Genomic DNA, 17,536 nt, shown 5'->3' on the forward strand with positions numbered 1-17,536 from the left:
GATATCGTTGCGCGCGTGGACGGCGTTCGGTTCGGGGTGCTTGGGCCGCTGCTCGTCACGCACGGGCTGCGGGACGTCCGCATCTCCGCAGGTCAGCCCAGTCAGGTCCTGGTTCTGCTGCTCCTGCACGCCGGCCAGACCGTCAGCGTCGACCACCTCATGTCGATCTTGTGGGACGGCGATCCGCCCGCCAGCGCGCGCAAGGCCGTGCAGGTCCACGTCTCGCAGCTCAGGCGCGCTCTCAAGGACCTGCCCGGGGTGTCGCTGGAGTGGTCGCGGCAGGGGTACCGGCTCGACATCCCGGACCGGTCGCTCGACCTGCAGCTGTTCCGCGAGGCCGAGGACCCGGACGAGGCGCTGGCGCACTGGCGCGGGCCCGCGCTGGCCGAGCTGACCACGAACACGCAACTCGCGAACCAGCTGGAGGAAGAGCGGCTCGGGGCGATTGAGCGACGTGTCGACAAAGCGATCAAGGAGGGCCGCCACCACGAGGTTCTCGGCGAGCTGACCGGGTACGTCACCGAGCACCCGACCAGGGAACGGTTGCGGGGCGCGTTGATGGTCGCGCTGCACCGCAGCGGACGGCAGGCGGACGCGCTGCGGGTGTATGACGAGGGCAGGCGGCACCTGGCCGACGAGCTCGGGCTCGATCCGGGGCAGGAGCTCAAGGACCTGCACGCGGCGATCCTGCAGGGCGACATCCCCGCTGTGCCACGCGAGCTGCCCAAGGCGCCGGAACCGTTCGTGGGGCGGCAGGCCGAGATCTCGTTGATCACAGGTTCCGCGGAGACTGTGATCGCTGTGCACGGGCCGGGTGGGCAGGGAAAGAGCGCTCTCGCGACCGCCGCGGCGCACGCGATGGCCGACCGTTTTCCGGACGGGCAGCTGTACGTGGATCTGCACGGCGCCACGCCCGGTCGTTCGCCGTTGTCGTCCGCGGAGGTGCTCAGGAGGTTTCTGCGCGCTCTCGGCACACCTCCGCTCGCGGTGCCCACCGACACGTCGGAAGCGGCTGCTCTGTACCGGTCGACGCTGGCTCGCCGCAAAGTGCTGATCCTGCTGGACAACGCGGTGGACGCGGCTCAGGTCGGTCCGTTGCTGCCGGGTGAGGCCGGTTCGTCGGTGCTGATCACGAGTCGCCGGATGCTCGCGACGGTCAGCGCGTTGCACGTCCGGCTCGACCCGCTGCCGGAGGACGACGCGGTGCGGTTGCTCGGTTCTGGCAGCGATGCCGCGAAGCAGGTCGCGAAGGCCTGTGACTACCTGCCGCTCGCGCTGACGATCGCCGCCGCACGGCTGCGGTCGCGGCCGGACTGGACGACCGAGACCCTCGCCCGCCGGCTCGCGGACCAGCGGCACCGGCTGGACGAGCTGCACTTCGACGACCTCGGGGTGCGGTCGAGCTTCCAGCTGAGCTTCGAGGGGCTGTCCGACCGGTCGACCAGGGCGTTCATCCTGTTGTGCTGCCTCAACGTGCCGACCGTGAGCGAGCCGGTCGCGCAGGCGTTGCTCGGGCAGGACGACGTGGATCGCGTGCTGGATCCGTTGGTGGACGCCAAGCTCGTCGAACCGTGCGGGCCGGAGCGGTACCGGGTGCACGACCTGTTGCGGTTGTTCGGTGCCGAGCACCCCAGCGACGAGAAGCACGAGGCGCTGGAACGTGCGTTGTCGTACTACCGCGAGACTCTCACCGCGGCGTTGAAGCAGCTGCGGCCGCACGCCTACGGCGCACTGACCGGTTCCGCCACAGGACAGGACCTCGACGAACCGTTGCGGTGGCTGACGGACGAGGCGGAGAACCTGCTGGCGGCCGCGCGGTCCACGATGACCGAACACGCGCTGGCCATCGCGCACATGCTGTACCCGCATCTGTTCAAACAGGACAGAGTCGCCGATCTGGTCGAACTCGGCCAGATCGCTGCTCAGGCGGCACGCACGATCGGCACATCGGAGGCGTTGCAGACGGCGCTTCTCGTGCAGTCGGCGGCGAACCGCAGGATCGGCTCGTTCGAGACAGCCCTGGCGCAGCTCGAGGAAGTGCTGGCGGCCCGCGCCGACGACCCGTTCGGACAGGGCCGTGCGCTCGCCGGTATCGGCACGATCCAACGCGAGCTGGGCCGGCTCGACGAGGCCTCGTCCACCCTCGCGCAGGCCGTCAAGCTCATCTCGGACCACGGACCTGCTGGTGCGCAACGGGTTCCGCTCTCGGCACTTGCCCAGGTGCACCAGGTGGCCGGCCGATATTCGTCGGCGCTGGAAGCCTCGGAGGAAAGCCTGAGGTTCGCTCGTGCGGATCAGGACGCGGCCGGCACGGCGTATGCGTTGGCGTCGCAGGGTCAGGCGCTGTTCAAGCTCGGCCGGTTGGACGAGGCGCTGACGGCGCTGGACGAGTGCATCGAGCTGTGCCGGGCGACGGGCGAGCACAACGACGAGTGGCAGGCGCTGTTGTGCCGCGCGGAAGTTCTGCTGGCGTCCGGGAAACTTGACGAGGCCACGAAGGACGCCGAGCGCTGCCTGGAGATCACGAGCGCTCGTGGCGACCGGTACGGCGAGGGTGTGGCACGGCGGATGCTCGTCAAGGCAGGGCACGAAAAACACGCGGACCGGGCGGCCGAACTGCTCGGCACACCCGGTCTGCGCAAGGACAACCTGCTGGAAAGCGTGCTGGGTTGATCAGCAGCGCTGGTCGGTGGCCGCCCAGCCCTCGCCGCCGCTGCCCCACTCGAGCTGCCCGTACGCCTTGGTGCAGTCGCTGATCGTGTTGGCGCCAGTGGACCACACCTCGGCCTGGTGGTTACCGCCGCACATGTAGTCGACCAGGGTGCCGTTGGTGACGCCGGAGCAGGCCCACCAGTTGACGTTCTTGTGCGAGTTGCGGAAGCCCTCCCACACGTAGGTGTAGGACCAGTTCTTGTTGCAGCCCTTGAACTGCTTCACCGAGGCGATGTTGGTGCCACCGGACTTGATGTAGGCCGTGCTGCCGATCTGCGTCACCCGGCTGCAGTGCGGGTTGGTCTCGGCACTCGCGGGCGACGCGATGGCGAGCATGCCTCCCAGTGCGAGCACGCTCGCGCCGACGACTCCTGCGATCTTGCTGAACATGCTTCTCCCTCAATGGTTTCCTGCGAAAGGTCTGCGGTGCGACGCTCAGTCGGTGATGTAGCCGGTCATGGCGCGCCCCCTCAGCAGTCGCTCGACTGGAGCCGGGCAGTGCGGTGGACGCCGTCGGAGTCGACGTAGAGCACCTCGCCACGGGCGCAGCCGGGCGCGTAGACCATGTTTCCCCAGTGGTTGCCGGGCGTTCCCGGCGCGACGAAGCCGACGTGGTCGCTGCCCGTCCACACGGTGATGCGCAGTGCCGAGTCGCCGCCGGAGTAGTTCGAGACGCGCACCCAGTTCGTCTTGCAGCCCGGCGACCAGCGCAGCTCTGCCGTTCCGCCCTTGTACATCGGCGCGGTGTCGGCGACCGTGGTGCTGCCGGCGCACCCGGCGGTGACCGGGTCCTTGTCGTTGCAGGAACGTCCGCTGCAGGACGCCGCCTGCGCGTCCGGCGCGACGAGGAGCGTCAGCGCGGCCGCGGCGATCAGGGCTGTCGACTTCATGGCGCTGACATTGCTGAACGGCGCTCACAACGACCTGACAGGTGCACCCGGCAAGGTGTCAGCGAGGTGTCAGAACCGCATCTCACGCTACTTTTCTCAGCGTGCCGAACCCGGTGGACGCGACCAACAACTTCTCCATGCCGAAGCCGCGCGGCCGCTCACGTCGGCAGCTGGGGCCGGATCCCGTGGTGCACGGACGGGAACGGGAGCTGGCCGCGTTGGGCGCTCAGCTGAAGCGCAACGGGGTCGCGTTGCTCTGCGGCCCGCCGGGGTCCGGCAAGACCACGCTGGCCGTCCGGCTCGCGCACGAGGTCGCCGACGGGTTCCCCGGTGGTCAGCTCCGCGCCGACCTCTCCAAACACACGATGGACGAGGTGCTCGTCCGGTTCATCCGCGCGTTCACCGATCCCGAGACGCCGATCGAACCCGAGCCGCAGGACCAGCTGATCGAGCTGCTCAGCGGCCTGCGCGTCCTGTTCGTGCTCGACAACGTCAGCGAGGACCACGACCTCGGCCCGTTCCACCAGGAAGGCTCGGCGGTGATCGCGACGAGCCGTGAGCGCCTGGGAGGCGTGGACCTCGGGCCGATGAGCGTCGAGGACTCGCTGACGTTGCTGCGAGCGCACCTGGGCCCTCGGATCGACGAGGACCCTGCGGTGGCACGCGCGTTCTTGAGCGCCTGCGGGCAGCTGCCGTTGGCGTTGATCATCGCGGCGAAGCTGGCCCGGCTCCGGACGACGGCCCCGCTGGCGACGCTGGTCGAGGAGATTCCTTCCGAACGCGACAAGGTCTACAGCTCGTTCACGTGGGCGTACCGGCAGCTCTCGCCTGCGGAGGCCCGTGTGTTCCGGCTGCTCGGGGACGGGTTCGAACGGGAGTTCTCGATCTCCGCTCTCAACGCCCTGGCCGGCGAGGACGTGCGAACGGCGCGCAACAAGCTGCTCTCGCTGCACCTGCTGGAGAACGCGCCGGACGACCGGATCGCGATGCACTCGTTGTTGCGGGACTACGCGAGGACGTTGGAGCCGCGCGAGCCCGGCGGGCTCGACCGCCTGCTCGACCACTACGTGAGTGCGGCGGCTGATGAGACCGAGAACGCCGTCGCGGCCGTGGGTTTGGCGGATGATCGACGCCGCATCGCCCTTGCCGCGCAGCTGGTGGAGGCGATGTCGGTCGAGGTGCAGACCGCGGCTGTGGCGGCGGCGCGAGCGTTGGGTGAGCAGGCCGCGGAGGCGTTGGCCCTCGCCCATCTCGGGCACGCGCTGTTCGACCGCGGACGCTTCGACGCCGCCGAGGAGTGCCATGAGCAGGCGTTGGCGATCCGGCGGGAGTCACGGGCGCTGATGGGGCTGGCCAACGTGCACCTGGTGGGCGGACGCACGGACGAGGCCGTGCGGATCTACCTGGAGGTGCTGGAGATCCGGGTCGCGGAGGGCGATGCGCGCGGAGAGGCGAGAGTCTGCCTGAGCCTCGGCCGCAGCACCGGTGACATCTCCTACTACGAACGCGCCCGCGACATCAGCGTTTCGCTCGGTGACCAGGAGGGACTCTGCCGGGCGTGGAACGGCATGGGAAACCTCCACCAGCGCTCGCAGCGCCACCAGGAAGCCATCAGGTGCTACGCCGCGGCGCTGGAGGCCGTCGTCGACGCGTCCTGTCTGCTGAACATGGGCCTTGCCCACGAGGCTCTTGGCGACGACGAGAACGCGTTCAGCTGCTACGACCGGGCTGCCGAGCAGGCGTTTCTCCTGCGGGATCAGGAGATTCTCCGCGATGCCGCGCAGTTGCTGAACGCACTGGGGTTCGTCGCGGAGGCGGTGCGGCGGATGCGGCAGGCGGAGACGCTGTACCTCACAGATCACGGACTGCGCACGTAGGCGAGGGCGAACGTCGAGTCAGCCGGTGCGCCGGCCTGGTCGTAGCAGCGGATCTGCACCAGCACGCCCGGCGGGAACGAATAGCCGTTCCACGCCCAGATCCGGCAGTACCTCGGCTCCTGTCCGCTCGCGCTGACCAGCACGGCGTCGGCCGGATAGACCTTCGGGTTGCCGATCTGCGCGTACTGGACCTCGTAGAAGCCCACGCTCTTCCTCGTGACCGCAGGTGTTTCGCCGTTGCTCGCCCACGACCTCGCGTTGCCCGTTTCGAGGTAGGCGGCCGATGCGGACGGGTCGTGGTGCAGCGCGGAGTTCTGCGTGTAGGTCAGGTTCCAGTCGGTGTCGGCGTCGCACGCGACCCTGATGCGCGTGGCCTCGACCGTGCTCCGGCACCGGGCGCGGCTCTGGCCGACCGGCGAGACCATCGCGAACCCGTTGCCGCCCAACGTGGTCACCTCGTACTGGCCAGGTCCGGTGCGCATGACTCCCGGTGCGCCACCGCGATAGGCCACCGCCGGGCCGTCGCTCGCGAACACGATGGCGAACGGGAGGTTCTTCCTGCTGCCGTTCGGCGCGAAGCAGACGACGTCGACGAGCAGGTCCGCGCCCTCTGCGTGCGTTCCCGCGGTCTGGCACGAGGCCGGTTCGTAGTAGCCCCAGCCGTTGCTCAGCGCGGCGTGCACGGTGCCACCGCTGACCTCCGGAATCCGCACGACATAGGTGCCGTCGCCCGTCCTGATCAACGAGATGTATCGCTCGACGCCGTTGCGGCGCCAGGTTCCCCACTGCCACTGCCGGTGCAGCTCGACCTGCTGCCCGACCGGCTGCTCGTACTGGTGCTCCGGTGTGCTCGCGTAGGCCCACGTAGTCGGCCCGTGCGGTCCGTCCGATGTGGACGTTCCAGCCTGCTGTCGTTGTTGCTGAGTCGTTCCTGGAGGGGCTGGCACGATGATCGTCTTTTCGGTGGTGCTGGTGGGACCTGCGCTGGGTGACACCGACGGTCCTGCCGGCGGCGTGGTGGACGTGGGCGGCTCGGAACTGCCGGGCGGCTCCTGGTTCGGGGCGGCGACCTGTCTGTCCTGCACCGGCTCCACCCGTTCCGAGCCCGGCACGGCCAGCAGGAACACCACGAACCCGACGACGGCGGCCGCGGCTTTCCACACGTGCGGATCGGACGCCACGGGCCCGGCCTTGGTCATGAAGTCGGTCAGCGCCTTGACCGGCTTGGTGACCACTTCGGACACGACACGCGCCGGACTGCTGAGGAACGCGAACAGCTTGCGGTCGTCGTCGTCCGGCACCGCGACCACGCCGGGCGCCAGGTACTCGACACGTTCCCGCAGCCGCTTCGGATCCTTCGGCTTGCAGATCGCGCACGCCATCACGTGCTCCTGCAACGCCTCGTCCTCGCTGATCTTCGTGAACTCAGCGCAGCCCTTGTCCCGCGCCTCGAAGACCGCCACCCGCCGGGCAACGGCCTCGTAGGTCTCCGCGGTGGCCTCGCCGTCGGCGATGGCCTTCCGCTGCTCCGGCATCGTGTCGAGGACGGCGGCCAACGACTCGGGAGTCATCGCGTCAGTTTGGAGCCGACCGAGCGTTCGCGAAACGACCAATCAGTGGACAGATCATGGCCAGGTACACCGGACCTGGAATCACGTCAGCAAGCGGTGCGCGATCGGTAAGCGGCCTGGGCGACCGTGACTTCCATGACCTGGTTGCGCAAGCCTTGGGTAGGCCCGTTGGCCTTCGTGGTGGTGGCGTTCGTGGCGTTCTCGTTGCCGCCCTATCTGACCGGTGACCGTGCATCGGCGCGTGTGCAGTCGGACTGGGGACCGCACTATCCCCTGCTGGTGGTGCACGTCGTCTGCGCGTCGATCGCCATCATCACGTGCGTAGTCCAGATCTGGCCGTGGTTCCGCACCCGCTTCCCCGCGTGGCACCGCCGCGTAGGCCGCGTCTACGTGCTGGCCGGCGTGCTCCCAGCAGGACTGTCCGGCCTGGTCATCGGCTGGATGACACCGTTCGGCCCGGTCGCGCAGGTGAGCAACGTGATGCTGGCCGTGCTGTGGCTGCTCTTCACGTGGCTGGCGTGGCGCGCGGCCCGGCAGCGGCAGTTCCGCGACCACCGCAAGTGGATGATCCGCAGCTTCACCCTGACCGTCTCGATCATCACGAACCGGATCTGGGGCGTGGTCGCGTTCCTGCTGCTGGCGGACCGCGTGCCCGAAGCGCAGCTGCCGTACCTGGTCGCGGGGATCTCGACGTGGACCGGCTGGGTGGTGCCGCTGCTGATCTCGCAGTGGTGGCTGGAACGCAAGCCCCGTCGCAAGGCGCCGGTGCGGTCCGAGCAGCGTGAACCGGTCAGCGTGTGAGCCAGACGGTGTGCAGCTCGCGGAGCATCAGCACGGCCTCGTCCGCCTCGAGGTAACCGGCTCGCGGATACGGCACCTCGTGCGCGGACCACTCCTCGGGCGTGGATCCGACCTCCAGGTAGCAGGTGTCGTACTTGAAGTTCAGGTAGAACTCCTGTCCGGTGGGCAGAAAGCCCTCCGCCTGGATCAGTCCGTCACCGTCGCCGTTCATCTCGATCCGCCAGCCCTCGGCCCGGAGTTCGTCGAGCAGCCGGCGCCAAGCATCCCTCCGGTGAACACGCTCGCGGGTCGGGCCGGGCATGACGCGATCCAGCCGGACCTGCGCGCCGACGAGTGCCGTTCTGATCTCCTCGCCGCGCAGCGTCGCCCACACCCACAACGTCGCCGGCGAGGAACCCTGCATCCAAAGCCGGGCTCCGTCGACGTAGGAGCCTTCGTACTCCTTGAGTCCGTACAGGTCGACGCGGACCTCCAGCGCGACGCCCAACCGTTCTTCGACCACCCGTGCCGCGTCATCGAGGTCGAGGTCCACCGCGAAGTACATCGACTCGCCGATCCGATCCGTGGTCACGTCACCCAACGTAGTTGGGCTGACAAGCAGTTTTGGCGCGACTACGGTCGGCGGTCATGAGGCTACTGCTCGCTGTCCTGATGATGGCCGTCCTCGCACCCGCGACCGCCCAGGCCGCTCCGCCGACCGCCCAGTGCGTGTTCACCCCGACCCCGGAGAACCCGGCCGCCCGACCGGTCCAGCCGCCGCCCGCGACGGTTCCGGCGAAGGGCAGCGTGAAGGTCACCATCGTGACCAACTACGGCGTGGTGGTCGCGAAGCTGGACCGCGCCAACGCGCCGTGCGGGGTGGAGAACTTCGCGCACCTGGCCCGCAGCTGGTTCTACACGATGTCGCAGTGCTGGCGGCTCACGGACACCGCGCGGCTCGGTGTGCTGCAGTGCGGTGACATCTACCGCGCCGAGGAGGGCGGGCCCGGCTACAAGTTCGCCGACGAGGTGACCGGCAAGGAGACGTACCCGCGCGGCACCATCGCGTACGGCAACCAAGGGCCTGGCACGAACGGCAGCGAGTTCTTCATCGTGCACTCGTTCGCCAACATCAAGCCCCTGTACACCGTGATGGGTCACGTCACGCACGGCATGGACACGCTCGACCGGATCGTGAAGGCCGGGATCGTGCCGCAGCCGGACGGAACCCTCGACGGCGCGCCCAAGAAGCCAGTCAGGATCCTGCACGTTCTCGCAGGGTAGCCAGGATCTTCGACACCAACCCGAACGGCAGCATGCCCAAGCCGTTCAGCAGTTCGGGGCCTCGCTCGCCGGCGAGAACGCGACGGAGCACCCGCGCCAGCGGTATCGCGCCTGGGTTCTGCTCCAGGCCGGCGAGCTCGGCCTGGAGCTGCGCAGCCCACTGATCATCGCCTTCCGCCTGCAGCACCACCGCGGTCATCAACGGCGACCAGTCCCGCATGGTCTCGTGCGCCCGTTCCATCGCGCCGACGACCAACCCGCTCAGGTCCTCCGGAGCACTCGGCAACTCCGAGAGCAGATCCCACAGCCGCACGCCCTCGATCTCCTCGGCCAGCGCGCAGAAGTCGTTCAACGACATGCGTTCCGGCAGGCCGAAGGCGAACGCGAACATCGCCAGCATCTCGATCTCGTCGCGCAGGGTGGGTGCGCCGGACCGCAGTGCGATGGCCGCCGAGGCGAAGTAGTGGGCCAGCACGTGCGGCGACCCGTTGTCCACGCGGCCGAGCAGCACCGCGTAGTCGTGGTGCTGTTTGCTGATCTCGTGCGGATCCGTTGTCGCGTAGGCGAGTCCGAGCGCCTCTGCCTTCAAGTCGAGCGCACGGTCGTGCCGCCCCTGCTGATGCTCGATCGCCGCGAGCTGGTCCGCCACGTGGAACCGGCTGTCCGCCAGACCGGCCATCGTGCGGCCCGCCTCGACGGCACCGGGGTGCAGGCGCAGTCGCCCGTCCTCGATCTCGATCAGACCGTGTTCGGACAGCACCGCGAGCTCGTCGTCGGCGTCACCGACCACGTACATGTGGAGATCGTCTTCCCTGACGCAGCACAGCGTGAGGAACAGCCGCCGCGCCGGTTCCGGCAGCGACCGCACGGCATCGGCAGGATCCTCATCGCGTAAGAAGGGCTCCACACGCACCAGCTTCGTTCACATATGAGCATCCGTCAACTCGTCACCTTGGCCTGGAAATAGCGTGACGAGAGGCCCTGGCGTTGACATATGACAGAAAGGAAATCCAGCTGGAAAGAACCGGGAAAGCGATCCCGCTCACACCGGTGATCAAGCTTTCAACCAGCTGAGACTCACCCGGAAGGCCCAATGAAACCATTTGGAATTAAGGCCGACTTAAGGGTGTTTGTGATCCCGCTCGCCCTCCGGAATTAATTTCGCTGCTCATGCGCTTGCCTCACCTGAACGGCGGTTGTACCAGCCAGTAGCCTGGAAATTGGTCAACCCCCTCGCATTTACCGAACACGCCGATCCGCGCATCGGTCTGTTCGGCGTGCGCCCGAAACGGGAGATGAAGGAGACAAGGCAGTGGCACCCGAGTTCGAGCCGGCTCGACTCGACGACATCGACGATCTGCTCAGGCTGTACCGGCGGGCGCACGGCGCGAACTACCCCATCGCGATGGGCACCGACCCCGACGTCATGGCAGCCGAGATCGAGGCGAAGAGCACCACGTGGCTGGTGTGGCGCAACGAGAACCGCGTCGTCGCCTCGATCACCGGGCACGTCGAGCACGAAGACCGCCTGGGCAAGATCGCCGGGCTGGTCGTCGACCCGGACGCGCAGGGCGGCGGCATCGCGCACCACGCGGTCGGCCAGATCACCGACCGGATGCTCGCGACCGGTGAGGTCGACTCGGTCTACGGCACTGCCCGCACGATTCACATCGCGCCGCAAAGGGTGTGTCTGCGCAACGGTTTCCACGCGCTCGGGCTCGTGCCGAACCTCTTCAAGCACGCCAAGCGGGAGACCATGGCGTTGCTGGCGAAGCACCGCGACGGCGTGCTCGACCGGCGCGTCGAAGTGCACAAGGTTCCGCAGCAACTCGAAAAGCTCGTCACCGCAACGCATCGCACGATCGGCCTGCCGCATCTGCCGGAGTTCGTCGAGGGCACCGACTTCCCCGAGGCCGAGCCGTCGCGACTGGAGATCATCGAGGCACCGCAGTTCGTGCAGCGCCACTTCGAGCGCACCATCAACGACCCCGCACGCCGCTTCTACCCGCTGCACAAGCCGAACGTGCTGCTGGCGGACGAGCAGGGCGAGTACCAGCTCTACGGCCACCTCAACCGGCACGACGGCTACTGCACGATCTTCGGTGCCACGCCGGGTCCGCAGGCGGTCATCCCGCACCTCACGAGCGTCATCGACACGCTGACGAGCATGGGCGCCCCGCACGTCGAGACCCTGGTGCCGCTGCACGAGTTCGACGAGCTGAGCGCCTTGCTGGCCTTCGGTTTCCTGCCGGTGGCGCTGTACCCGGCGATGCGCAAGGACGGCGACCAGTACCAAGACTACGTGGTCATGGTGCACACGCCACAACCGCCCGACTTCCGCGGGCTCACGATCGACGAGGCGTTCCGGCCCTTCACCGAGCAGTACATCGAGCTGTGGACGCAGAAGTTCCTCAACACCAACGGAGTTTTCCGCGCATGAATCCACATCTCGGTCCAGCAACGGTGCCGGATCCGTCCTTGAGTGCCGTCCAACAGCTCTGCGACATCGCCGCGCCCTACGACCACAGCGACCAGGACCTGTTCCTGGAAGCCATGAACGAGTCGAACCGGTGGCACGCCCAGCGCAACGACTTCTTCCGCAGCCTGTGGAACGGCAAGCCCCTCAAGGACATCACCGAGCAGCCGTACGTGCACGCCAACTTCTTCAAGATGCACGAGGTGCTGTCGGTGCCGCGCGACGAGGTCGTCGTGCACGCCACCTCGTCCGGCACGACCGGGCAGAAGTCGCAGATGTTCTGGGACGCCTGGACGTTGCGGGCAGGCCAGCGGATGGTCGCGCGGATCTACGACCACAACGGGTTCATCGACGACACCGAGCCGGTGCACTACCTGATCAACCTCAACCAGCCGACGCCGAACGTGAAGCTCGGCAGCTCGTTCACCGGCCAGTTCATGACCGACTTCGCGCCTGTGCGCTCGGTGGACTACGGCCTCGCGCACACCGGTACTGGCCACGAGTTCGACGCGTTCGGCAGCATCCGCGCGTTGCGGAGCTTCGCGGACAGCGGCCTGCCGGTGCGGATCTTCGGCTTCCCCGCGTTCCTCAGCTTCACCATCGACCGCATGCGCGCCATGGGCATCGACCCGGTGAAGTTGAACGAGCGCTCGCTGGTCTGGTTCGGCGGCGGCTGGAAGGGCAACGCGGACAAGCAGATCTCCAAGGCGGAGCTGCGCGCGAAGATCACCGAGATGCTCGGCATCCCGGACGCGCGGATCCGCGACAGCTACGGCTCGGTCGAGCACTCGGTGCCGTACGTCGAGTGCTCCCACCACAACCTGCACGTGCCGACCTGGTCACGCGCGATCGTCCGCGACGTCCGGACGCTGGAACCGCTGCCGTACGGCGAGTCCGGCTACATCCAGTTCGTCTCCCCGTACATCACCTCGTCGCCCGCGCAGAGCGTGCTGATGGGTGACCTCGCCGCACTGCACGCACCTGAGGAGTGCGGTTGCGGCAACGAGACCCCGTGGTTCGAGATCCTCGGCCGCGCCGGTGTCTCCCGCAACCGTTCCTGCGCCATCGCAGCCGCAGAGCTTTTGAAGGGCAAGTAGATGAGGCACTTCTGGCAGGGCGAGTGGGTCGACGACGACTCGGTCGCACACCGTCTCGACACCCTGGAGGACCGCACCCAGCAGGTCGTCACCGGCCCGCGGCTGAGCCCGCTCGTGGTGCTCGCGGCGGCGGAGAAGCTGGTCCTGGACGATCACCGCGGCGCGCTGGCGTCGTGGGGCCTCGACTCGCTGGAGATCGAGGAGACGCTGGAGGCGCTGCGGCACGCGCTGAGCCGCCCCGAGCTGGAGCGCAAGCTCAAGCGCGAGCTCGGCAACCTCGACCCGGCGCGGATGGTCCGTCCCGACTTCCGCACGCCCACGTACGAGGCCTGGGTGCCGCTGGGGCTGCTCGCGCACGTGACCGCGGGCAACGCGCCCGCGGCGGGCGTTCTGAGCGCCGTCGAGGGCCTGTTGTCCGGCAACCTCAACGTCATCAAGGTCGCGTCGGACGACTCCGGCTTCACCGCCGAGGTGCTCGCCGCGCTGGCCTCGCACGACCACACCGGTCAAATCGCCGCACGTCTCATCGTGCTGCACTTCTCGTCGTCTCGCTCCGACTGGATGACCCGCATGCTCGGCGCGGCCGACGCTGTCGCCGTCTGGGGTGGCGAGGAGGCCATCACCAGCGTCACCGAGCTGGCCAAGCCCGGCGCACGGGTGATCGACTGGGGTCCGAAGCTGTCGTTCGCTTACCTGACGCGCGACCTGTGGTCCGATGTGGACACTCTGCACGCGCTGGCGGCGGACATCTGCGCGCTGGAGCAGCAGGCGTGCTCCAGCCCGCAGGTGATCTACCTCGACACCGAGGACCCGGCGCAGGTGTTCGCGTTCGCCGAGCGGTTCGCCTCCGTGCTGGAGCTGACCGGGCCGCTGACCCGCGAGCCCTCGCAGGCCGAGTGGGCGGAGATCACGAACACCGTGGTCGTGGCCCAGCTGGAAGAGCACCTCGGCCTCACGAAGGTGCACACCGGCGACCGCTGGCGCGTGCTGGCGGACGTGCGGCCGGCGTTGCGCACCTCGCCGCTGTACCGGACGGTGTGGGTGAAGCCGCTGCCGCGCAAGGAGATCACGTCCGTCCTGCGCCCGATGCGCCGCTACCTGCAGACCGTCGGACTCGCGGCCGAGCGCCCCGACGTCGCAACGCTCGCCCGCTCGTTCGTGTCCGTCGGCGTGCAGCGGATCACCACGCCCGGCTCGATGCTCGGCGGCGACAGCGGTGAGCCGCACGACGGCGTGTACGCGTTGCAGCGCTACAGCAACAGGATCTCCGTGCAGCTCGACGACAGGTTCGCGTTCGACGCGTCGCTGGACGACCTGGCCGAGTCGCGCCAGCTGCCGGTGCCCGCTGTTCCGGTGACGTTGAAGTCCGACTTCGAGACGCTGCAGGACCGTCCCGCCGACGTGTACTTCCGCAGCGGCGGCAGCTCCGGCGCGCCCAAGCTGTCCGCGTACACGTGGGCGGACTGGGACGAGCAGATGTGGGTCGGCGCCGAGGCGTTGCTCGCGACGGGGCTCGACCCGCGCCACGACCGGATCATGAACCTGTTCTTCAACGGGCACATGTACGCGAGCTTCGTCAGCTTCTTCTCCGCGCTGGAGCGGATGAACGCCGTGCAGTTCCCGATGGGCGGCGAGTGGGGCCAGCTCGACGCAATCGCACAGGCCATTGTGGACAACAAGGTCGACACGCTGCTGACCGCGCCGTCGTTCGTGCAGCGGCTCTTCGCCGAGCACGGCGATCAGTTGAAGGAGTACGGCGGCATCCGCAAGATCTTCTACGCGGGTGAGCACTTCGGCGCGCAGGCCATCGCGCGGCTGCGGGACGAGTTCGGCGTCCAGACGATCCGTTCGGCTGCCTACGCGACGGTCGACGCGGGCCCGGTCGGCTACCAGTGCCAGGCTTCGTCGGGCAAGGTGCACCACCTGTTCACCGGCCTGCACACATTGGAGATCCTGGACCCGTCGTCGGATCGCCCGGTGGTCGGCTCCGAGCCCGGCCGGCTCGTCTTCACCACGCACACGCGGCGTGGACAGCGGTTGGAGCGCTACGAGATCGGCGACCTCGGCCGCTGGGTCCTCGGCGACTGCGAGTGCGGCCGTCGCACGCCGCGGTTCGAGCTGTTGGGGCGCACCGGGGACGTGTTCCGGGCGGCCGCGCAGACGTTGAACTACCGCCGTTTCCTCACGATCCTGGAGGACGAGTTCAGCTACTCCGGCGCGTTGCAGATCGAGCTGAACGAGTCCTCGTCCGGCGAGGAGCTGGTGGTGCGGACGGAACGCGGCCGTGCGCCCGAGCCCGCCGCCACCCGGATGACGCTGCTGTCGCGCTACGCCGAAGTCGCGGAGGCGGTCGAGAAGGACAAGCTGCTGACCGTGCGCGTCGAGAACGCGCCGCTCGCGGACTTCTTGCGCACTCGCAGCAGTGGAAAGTTGATCGCGGTCGTCGACCAGCGCAGCAGCAGGAGTGTGTGACCATGTCCGTGCTCGACCTCATTTGCTACGCCCGCACGCACTCCCCGTTCTACAAGGAGCTGTACGACGGCATCGACCCGGCTTCCCTGGCCGACCTGCCGGTGATCGACCAGGCCGCGTTCTGGGCCGCGAACACCATCCGCCACAACCAGGTGCTGACCCGCGCGCACACCGACGGGCTGATCTTCAAGACCGGCGGCACGACCAAGGCTCCTCGGGTGTCCTTCTACACCAACGAGGAATGGGACGCGATGTGCCGCACCTACGCGGAAACGCTGCCCGCGGCGGGACTTCGGCACGGTGACCGGATCGCGAACCTGTTCGCGGCCGGGGAGCTGTACTCCAGCTTCATCTTCGCGCTGAACTCGTTGCAGCGCTCGCCGATCGACCTGGTGCAGCTGCCGATCACCGGCAGCGCGCCCGTCGAGTTCACGCTGACGACGATGCAGGACTTCGACGCCACCGTTGTCGCGGGCTTCCCGACGACGTTGTGCCGCTTGGCCTCTCATGTGGTTTCTTCCGCTGGTTCGCTGCCCTCTGTGCGGTTGATCCTGTTCAGCGGTGAGGCGCTGTACGACGATCAGCGGGCGTTGTTGTCCTCCGCGTTCCCTCAGGCCGAGTTCCGGTCGTTCGTCTACGGCAGCGTGGACGGCGGGATCATCGGAACCGCGGTGCTGGGCTCCGACGACCCGCGGGTGTTCCGGGCCTTTGTGGACAGTTCGGTGCTGGAGATCGTCGACGTCGAGACCGGTCACCCGATCACCACTCCTGGTCGTCCTGGCCGGTTGCTGCAGACGGACCTGACGCGGCGGTTGCAGCCGATGATCCGGTACCCCGTCGGCGATCTGGCCGAGTGGGTCGACGTCGAGGACGGGATCTTCCGGCTGCTCGGGCGTGCGGACGAGGGTGCCCGGGTCGGTCCCGTCACGCTGCACCTGGACCATCTGCGTGCCGCCGTCGACCGCGCCGGCGTGGTGCACAACGGCGTTCAGGTCGTGATCCGGCGGGTGGACGCGCGGGACCAGCTGGTGTTGCGGATCGCCGGTTCTCCGCAGGACGTGGCTTCAGTGCGGGACGAGGTCTACGTGATCAGCCCGCGGTTCGAGCTGCAGGTCGGGCGCGGGACCGTCGCTCCGCTGGCCGTCGAGTGGGTTTCCTCGTTGGAGGTCAACGCCCGCAGCGGCAAGACCCTGCGACTGATCGACGAACGCCCGTGCTGACGCGTTCGTTCCGGCTGGTGTGGCTCGGGCAGGTGCTGTCGCAGGGCGGCACCCGGCTGTACCAGATCGCGTTGCTGTGGTGGTTGCTGGAGCAGCTGCCCGCGTCGTCGCGCGGACTCGCGGCCGGGGCGTTCCTCGTAGTCGGCGTGCTGCCGTCGCTGACCCTGGCCGGGTACATCGGGCGGGTCATCTCGCGGGTGCCGTCGCGGACCGTGATGCTGCGGGCCGAAGCGGTGGCGTTCCTCGCGGTGTCTTCGTTGCTGCTGGTTTCCGACCCTCCTGTGTGGAGCGTCTACGTCGTCGGGCTCGTTCTGGCCACGTGCCAGGCTTTCTTCGACCCGACGTTGATGAAGGCGTTGCCGGAGCTGGTTTCTCCTGCGGACGTGCCGCGGGCGGTCAGCTACGGCTCGTCGACGCAGCCCGTCGCGAACTTCGCCGGCGCGGCATTCGGTGCGGTGTTGCTGGCCTCGGTCGGTTTCTCGGGTGCTATCGCGGTCAACGCCCTGACGTACCTGGTCTCGGTGGTCTGCCTGCTGCTGGCCCGGTTCGGTTCTGCCGGCGGCGCTCCTGGCGAGCGCGGGACGTGGGCGGTCCTGGACATGGTGCCCGGGCTGAAGCCGGTGCTGCTGGTGTTCGCCGGGGTCAACTTCTTCTCGACGCCGACCGCGCTGGTGCTGCCGCTCTACACGAAGTCCGTGCTGGGTGCGGGTGCCGGATCGTTGGCGCTGCTGGAGTCGGCGGTGTGGCTCGGGCTGATCGTCGGCGCTCTGGTGGCACCGCGGATTCCGGTGCGCGGCTCGGTGACGTCGTTCGGTGCTGTGTGCGTAGCGATGTTCGGGGTGTTCCTGGCGGTGCCCGGCGTGATCGTGTCGCTACCGGTCTACGTGGTGGCGCTGGTGTTGAGCGGGTTCTGCCTCGGGGTGTGCAACGTCAAGTTCATGACGTTGTTCCAGCAGGCGGTGCCGGACGCGGTGAAGGGGCGGTTCTTCGCGGCGCTGACGGCCGTGTTGAGCATCACCTTCCCGCTGGCCTACCTGAGCTTCGGCGTGTTCGGCGACCTGCTGGGCGCACAGGTGCTGGTGCTCGCGCAGGGTGCGGGGCTCGTGGCGCTCGGGGCGGTGCTCGCACGGCTGAAAGCCCCTGCCTTAGTGTGAGCC

The 17,536-nt window shown here is 68.2% G+C and carries 14 protein-coding genes; 9 read left to right on the forward strand and 5 right to left on the reverse strand.

Annotated elements, in window-relative coordinates:
- Positions 1 to 15 precede the first annotated feature (15 nt).
- Entirely contained in the window at positions 16 to 2,673 is a 2,658-nt protein-coding gene (locus tag AB0M24_RS24220) for a BTAD domain-containing putative transcriptional regulator (RefSeq protein ID WP_363771902.1), read from the forward strand.
- On the opposite strand, the gene AB0M24_RS24225 is transcribed toward AB0M24_RS24220, so the two are convergent.
- Positions 2,674 to 3,102 carry a hypothetical protein gene (locus tag AB0M24_RS24225; protein ID WP_363771905.1) on the reverse strand — a complete coding sequence of 143 codons (429 nt, stop codon included), beginning with the start codon at positions 3,100 to 3,102 and terminating at the stop codon, positions 2,674 to 2,676.
- Between the two features lie 80 nt (positions 3,103 to 3,182).
- Positions 3,183 to 3,602: a DUF2690 domain-containing protein gene (locus AB0M24_RS24230; protein ID WP_363771908.1), complete on the reverse strand. Its 420-nt coding sequence runs from the start codon at positions 3,600 to 3,602 to the stop codon at positions 3,183 to 3,185.
- A 101-nt stretch (positions 3,603 to 3,703) separates the two neighbouring features.
- On the opposite strand from AB0M24_RS24230, the gene AB0M24_RS24235 reads away from it, so the two are divergent.
- Positions 3,704 to 5,479, forward strand: a complete 1,776-nt coding sequence (locus AB0M24_RS24235; RefSeq protein ID WP_363771911.1) for a tetratricopeptide repeat protein — start codon at positions 3,704 to 3,706, stop codon at positions 5,477 to 5,479.
- Here the strand turns inward: AB0M24_RS24235 and AB0M24_RS24240 are convergent.
- Positions 5,461 to 7,050 (reverse strand): hypothetical protein, encoded by a 1,590-nt coding sequence (locus tag AB0M24_RS24240; protein ID WP_363771914.1) that lies wholly within the window; start codon positions 7,048 to 7,050, stop codon positions 5,461 to 5,463. The two genes, AB0M24_RS24235 and AB0M24_RS24240, sit on opposite strands and share 19 nt — an antisense overlap.
- Before the next feature lie 135 nt (positions 7,051 to 7,185).
- Here AB0M24_RS24240 and AB0M24_RS24245 point away from each other — a divergent pair, with 135 nt between their 5' ends.
- Positions 7,186 to 7,851, forward strand: coding sequence for a DUF2306 domain-containing protein (locus AB0M24_RS24245; RefSeq protein ID WP_363771917.1), 666 nt, complete (start codon positions 7,186 to 7,188; stop codon positions 7,849 to 7,851).
- Here the strand turns inward: AB0M24_RS24245 and AB0M24_RS24250 are convergent.
- A complete protein-coding gene (locus AB0M24_RS24250; RefSeq protein WP_363771920.1) occupies positions 7,841 to 8,422 on the reverse strand; it encodes a hypothetical protein in 582 nt (193 codons plus the stop codon). The two genes, AB0M24_RS24245 and AB0M24_RS24250, sit on opposite strands and share 11 nt — an antisense overlap.
- A 56-nt stretch (positions 8,423 to 8,478) precedes the next feature.
- On the opposite strand from AB0M24_RS24250, the gene AB0M24_RS24255 reads away from it, so the two are divergent.
- Complete coding sequence (locus tag AB0M24_RS24255) at positions 8,479 to 9,114, forward strand: peptidylprolyl isomerase (RefSeq protein WP_363771923.1); 636 nt, start codon at positions 8,479 to 8,481, stop codon at positions 9,112 to 9,114.
- Here AB0M24_RS24255 and AB0M24_RS24260 read toward each other — a convergent pair.
- Entirely contained in the window at positions 9,086 to 10,021 is a 936-nt protein-coding gene (locus AB0M24_RS24260; RefSeq protein WP_363771926.1) for a hypothetical protein, read from the reverse strand. The two genes, AB0M24_RS24255 and AB0M24_RS24260, sit on opposite strands and share 29 nt — an antisense overlap.
- A 405-nt stretch (positions 10,022 to 10,426) precedes the next feature.
- Here AB0M24_RS24260 and AB0M24_RS24265 point away from each other — a divergent pair, with 405 nt between their 5' ends.
- The 5 genes from AB0M24_RS24265 to AB0M24_RS24285 are packed head-to-tail and all read left to right on the forward strand — an operon-like array spanning position 10,427 to position 17,533.
- Positions 10,427 to 11,554, forward strand: coding sequence for a GNAT family N-acetyltransferase (locus tag AB0M24_RS24265; protein WP_363771929.1), 1,128 nt, complete (start codon positions 10,427 to 10,429; stop codon positions 11,552 to 11,554).
- Positions 11,551 to 12,687: a hypothetical protein gene (locus AB0M24_RS24270; RefSeq protein WP_363771932.1), complete on the forward strand. Its 1,137-nt coding sequence runs from the start codon at positions 11,551 to 11,553 to the stop codon at positions 12,685 to 12,687. The genes AB0M24_RS24265 and AB0M24_RS24270 overlap by 4 nt, the downstream gene beginning before the upstream one ends.
- Positions 12,688 to 15,159 (forward strand): acyl-CoA reductase, encoded by a 2,472-nt coding sequence (locus tag AB0M24_RS24275; RefSeq protein ID WP_363771935.1) that lies wholly within the window; start codon positions 12,688 to 12,690, stop codon positions 15,157 to 15,159.
- Between the two features lie 2 nt (positions 15,160 to 15,161).
- A complete protein-coding gene (locus AB0M24_RS24280; protein ID WP_363771938.1) occupies positions 15,162 to 16,379 on the forward strand; it encodes a phenylacetate--CoA ligase family protein in 1,218 nt (405 codons plus the stop codon).
- Positions 16,373 to 17,533, forward strand: a complete 1,161-nt coding sequence (locus AB0M24_RS24285; RefSeq protein ID WP_363771941.1) for an MFS transporter — start codon at positions 16,373 to 16,375, stop codon at positions 17,531 to 17,533. The genes AB0M24_RS24280 and AB0M24_RS24285 overlap by 7 nt, the downstream gene beginning before the upstream one ends.
- Positions 17,534 to 17,536: the final 3 nt, after the last annotated feature.

This window comes from Lentzea sp. NPDC051838, assembly GCF_040681245.1.
In the GTDB taxonomy this organism is placed as follows: domain Bacteria; phylum Actinomycetota; class Actinomycetes; order Mycobacteriales; family Pseudonocardiaceae; genus Lentzea.

Excerpts from the sequence above, each read along its gene's own strand:
- AB0M24_RS24270 (WP_363771932.1), top strand. The coding sequence starts at position 11,551 with ATGAATCCACATCTCGGTCCAGCAACGGTGCCGGATCCGTCCTTGAGT.
- AB0M24_RS24280 (WP_363771938.1), top strand. The coding sequence starts at position 15,162 with ATGTCCGTGCTCGACCTCATTTGCTACGCCCGCACGCACTCCCCGTTC.
- AB0M24_RS24245 (WP_363771917.1), top strand. The coding sequence starts at position 7,186 with ATGACCTGGTTGCGCAAGCCTTGGGTAGGCCCGTTGGCCTTCGTGGTG.
- AB0M24_RS24275 (WP_363771935.1), top strand. The coding sequence starts at position 12,688 with ATGAGGCACTTCTGGCAGGGCGAGTGGGTCGACGACGACTCGGTCGCA.
- AB0M24_RS24225 (WP_363771905.1), bottom strand. The coding sequence starts at position 3,102 with ATGTTCAGCAAGATCGCAGGAGTCGTCGGCGCGAGCGTGCTCGCACTG.
- AB0M24_RS24240 (WP_363771914.1), bottom strand. The coding sequence starts at position 7,050 with ATGACTCCCGAGTCGTTGGCCGCCGTCCTCGACACGATGCCGGAGCAG.
- AB0M24_RS24230 (WP_363771908.1), bottom strand. The coding sequence starts at position 3,602 with ATGAAGTCGACAGCCCTGATCGCCGCGGCCGCGCTGACGCTCCTCGTC.
- AB0M24_RS24255 (WP_363771923.1), top strand. The coding sequence starts at position 8,479 with ATGAGGCTACTGCTCGCTGTCCTGATGATGGCCGTCCTCGCACCCGCG.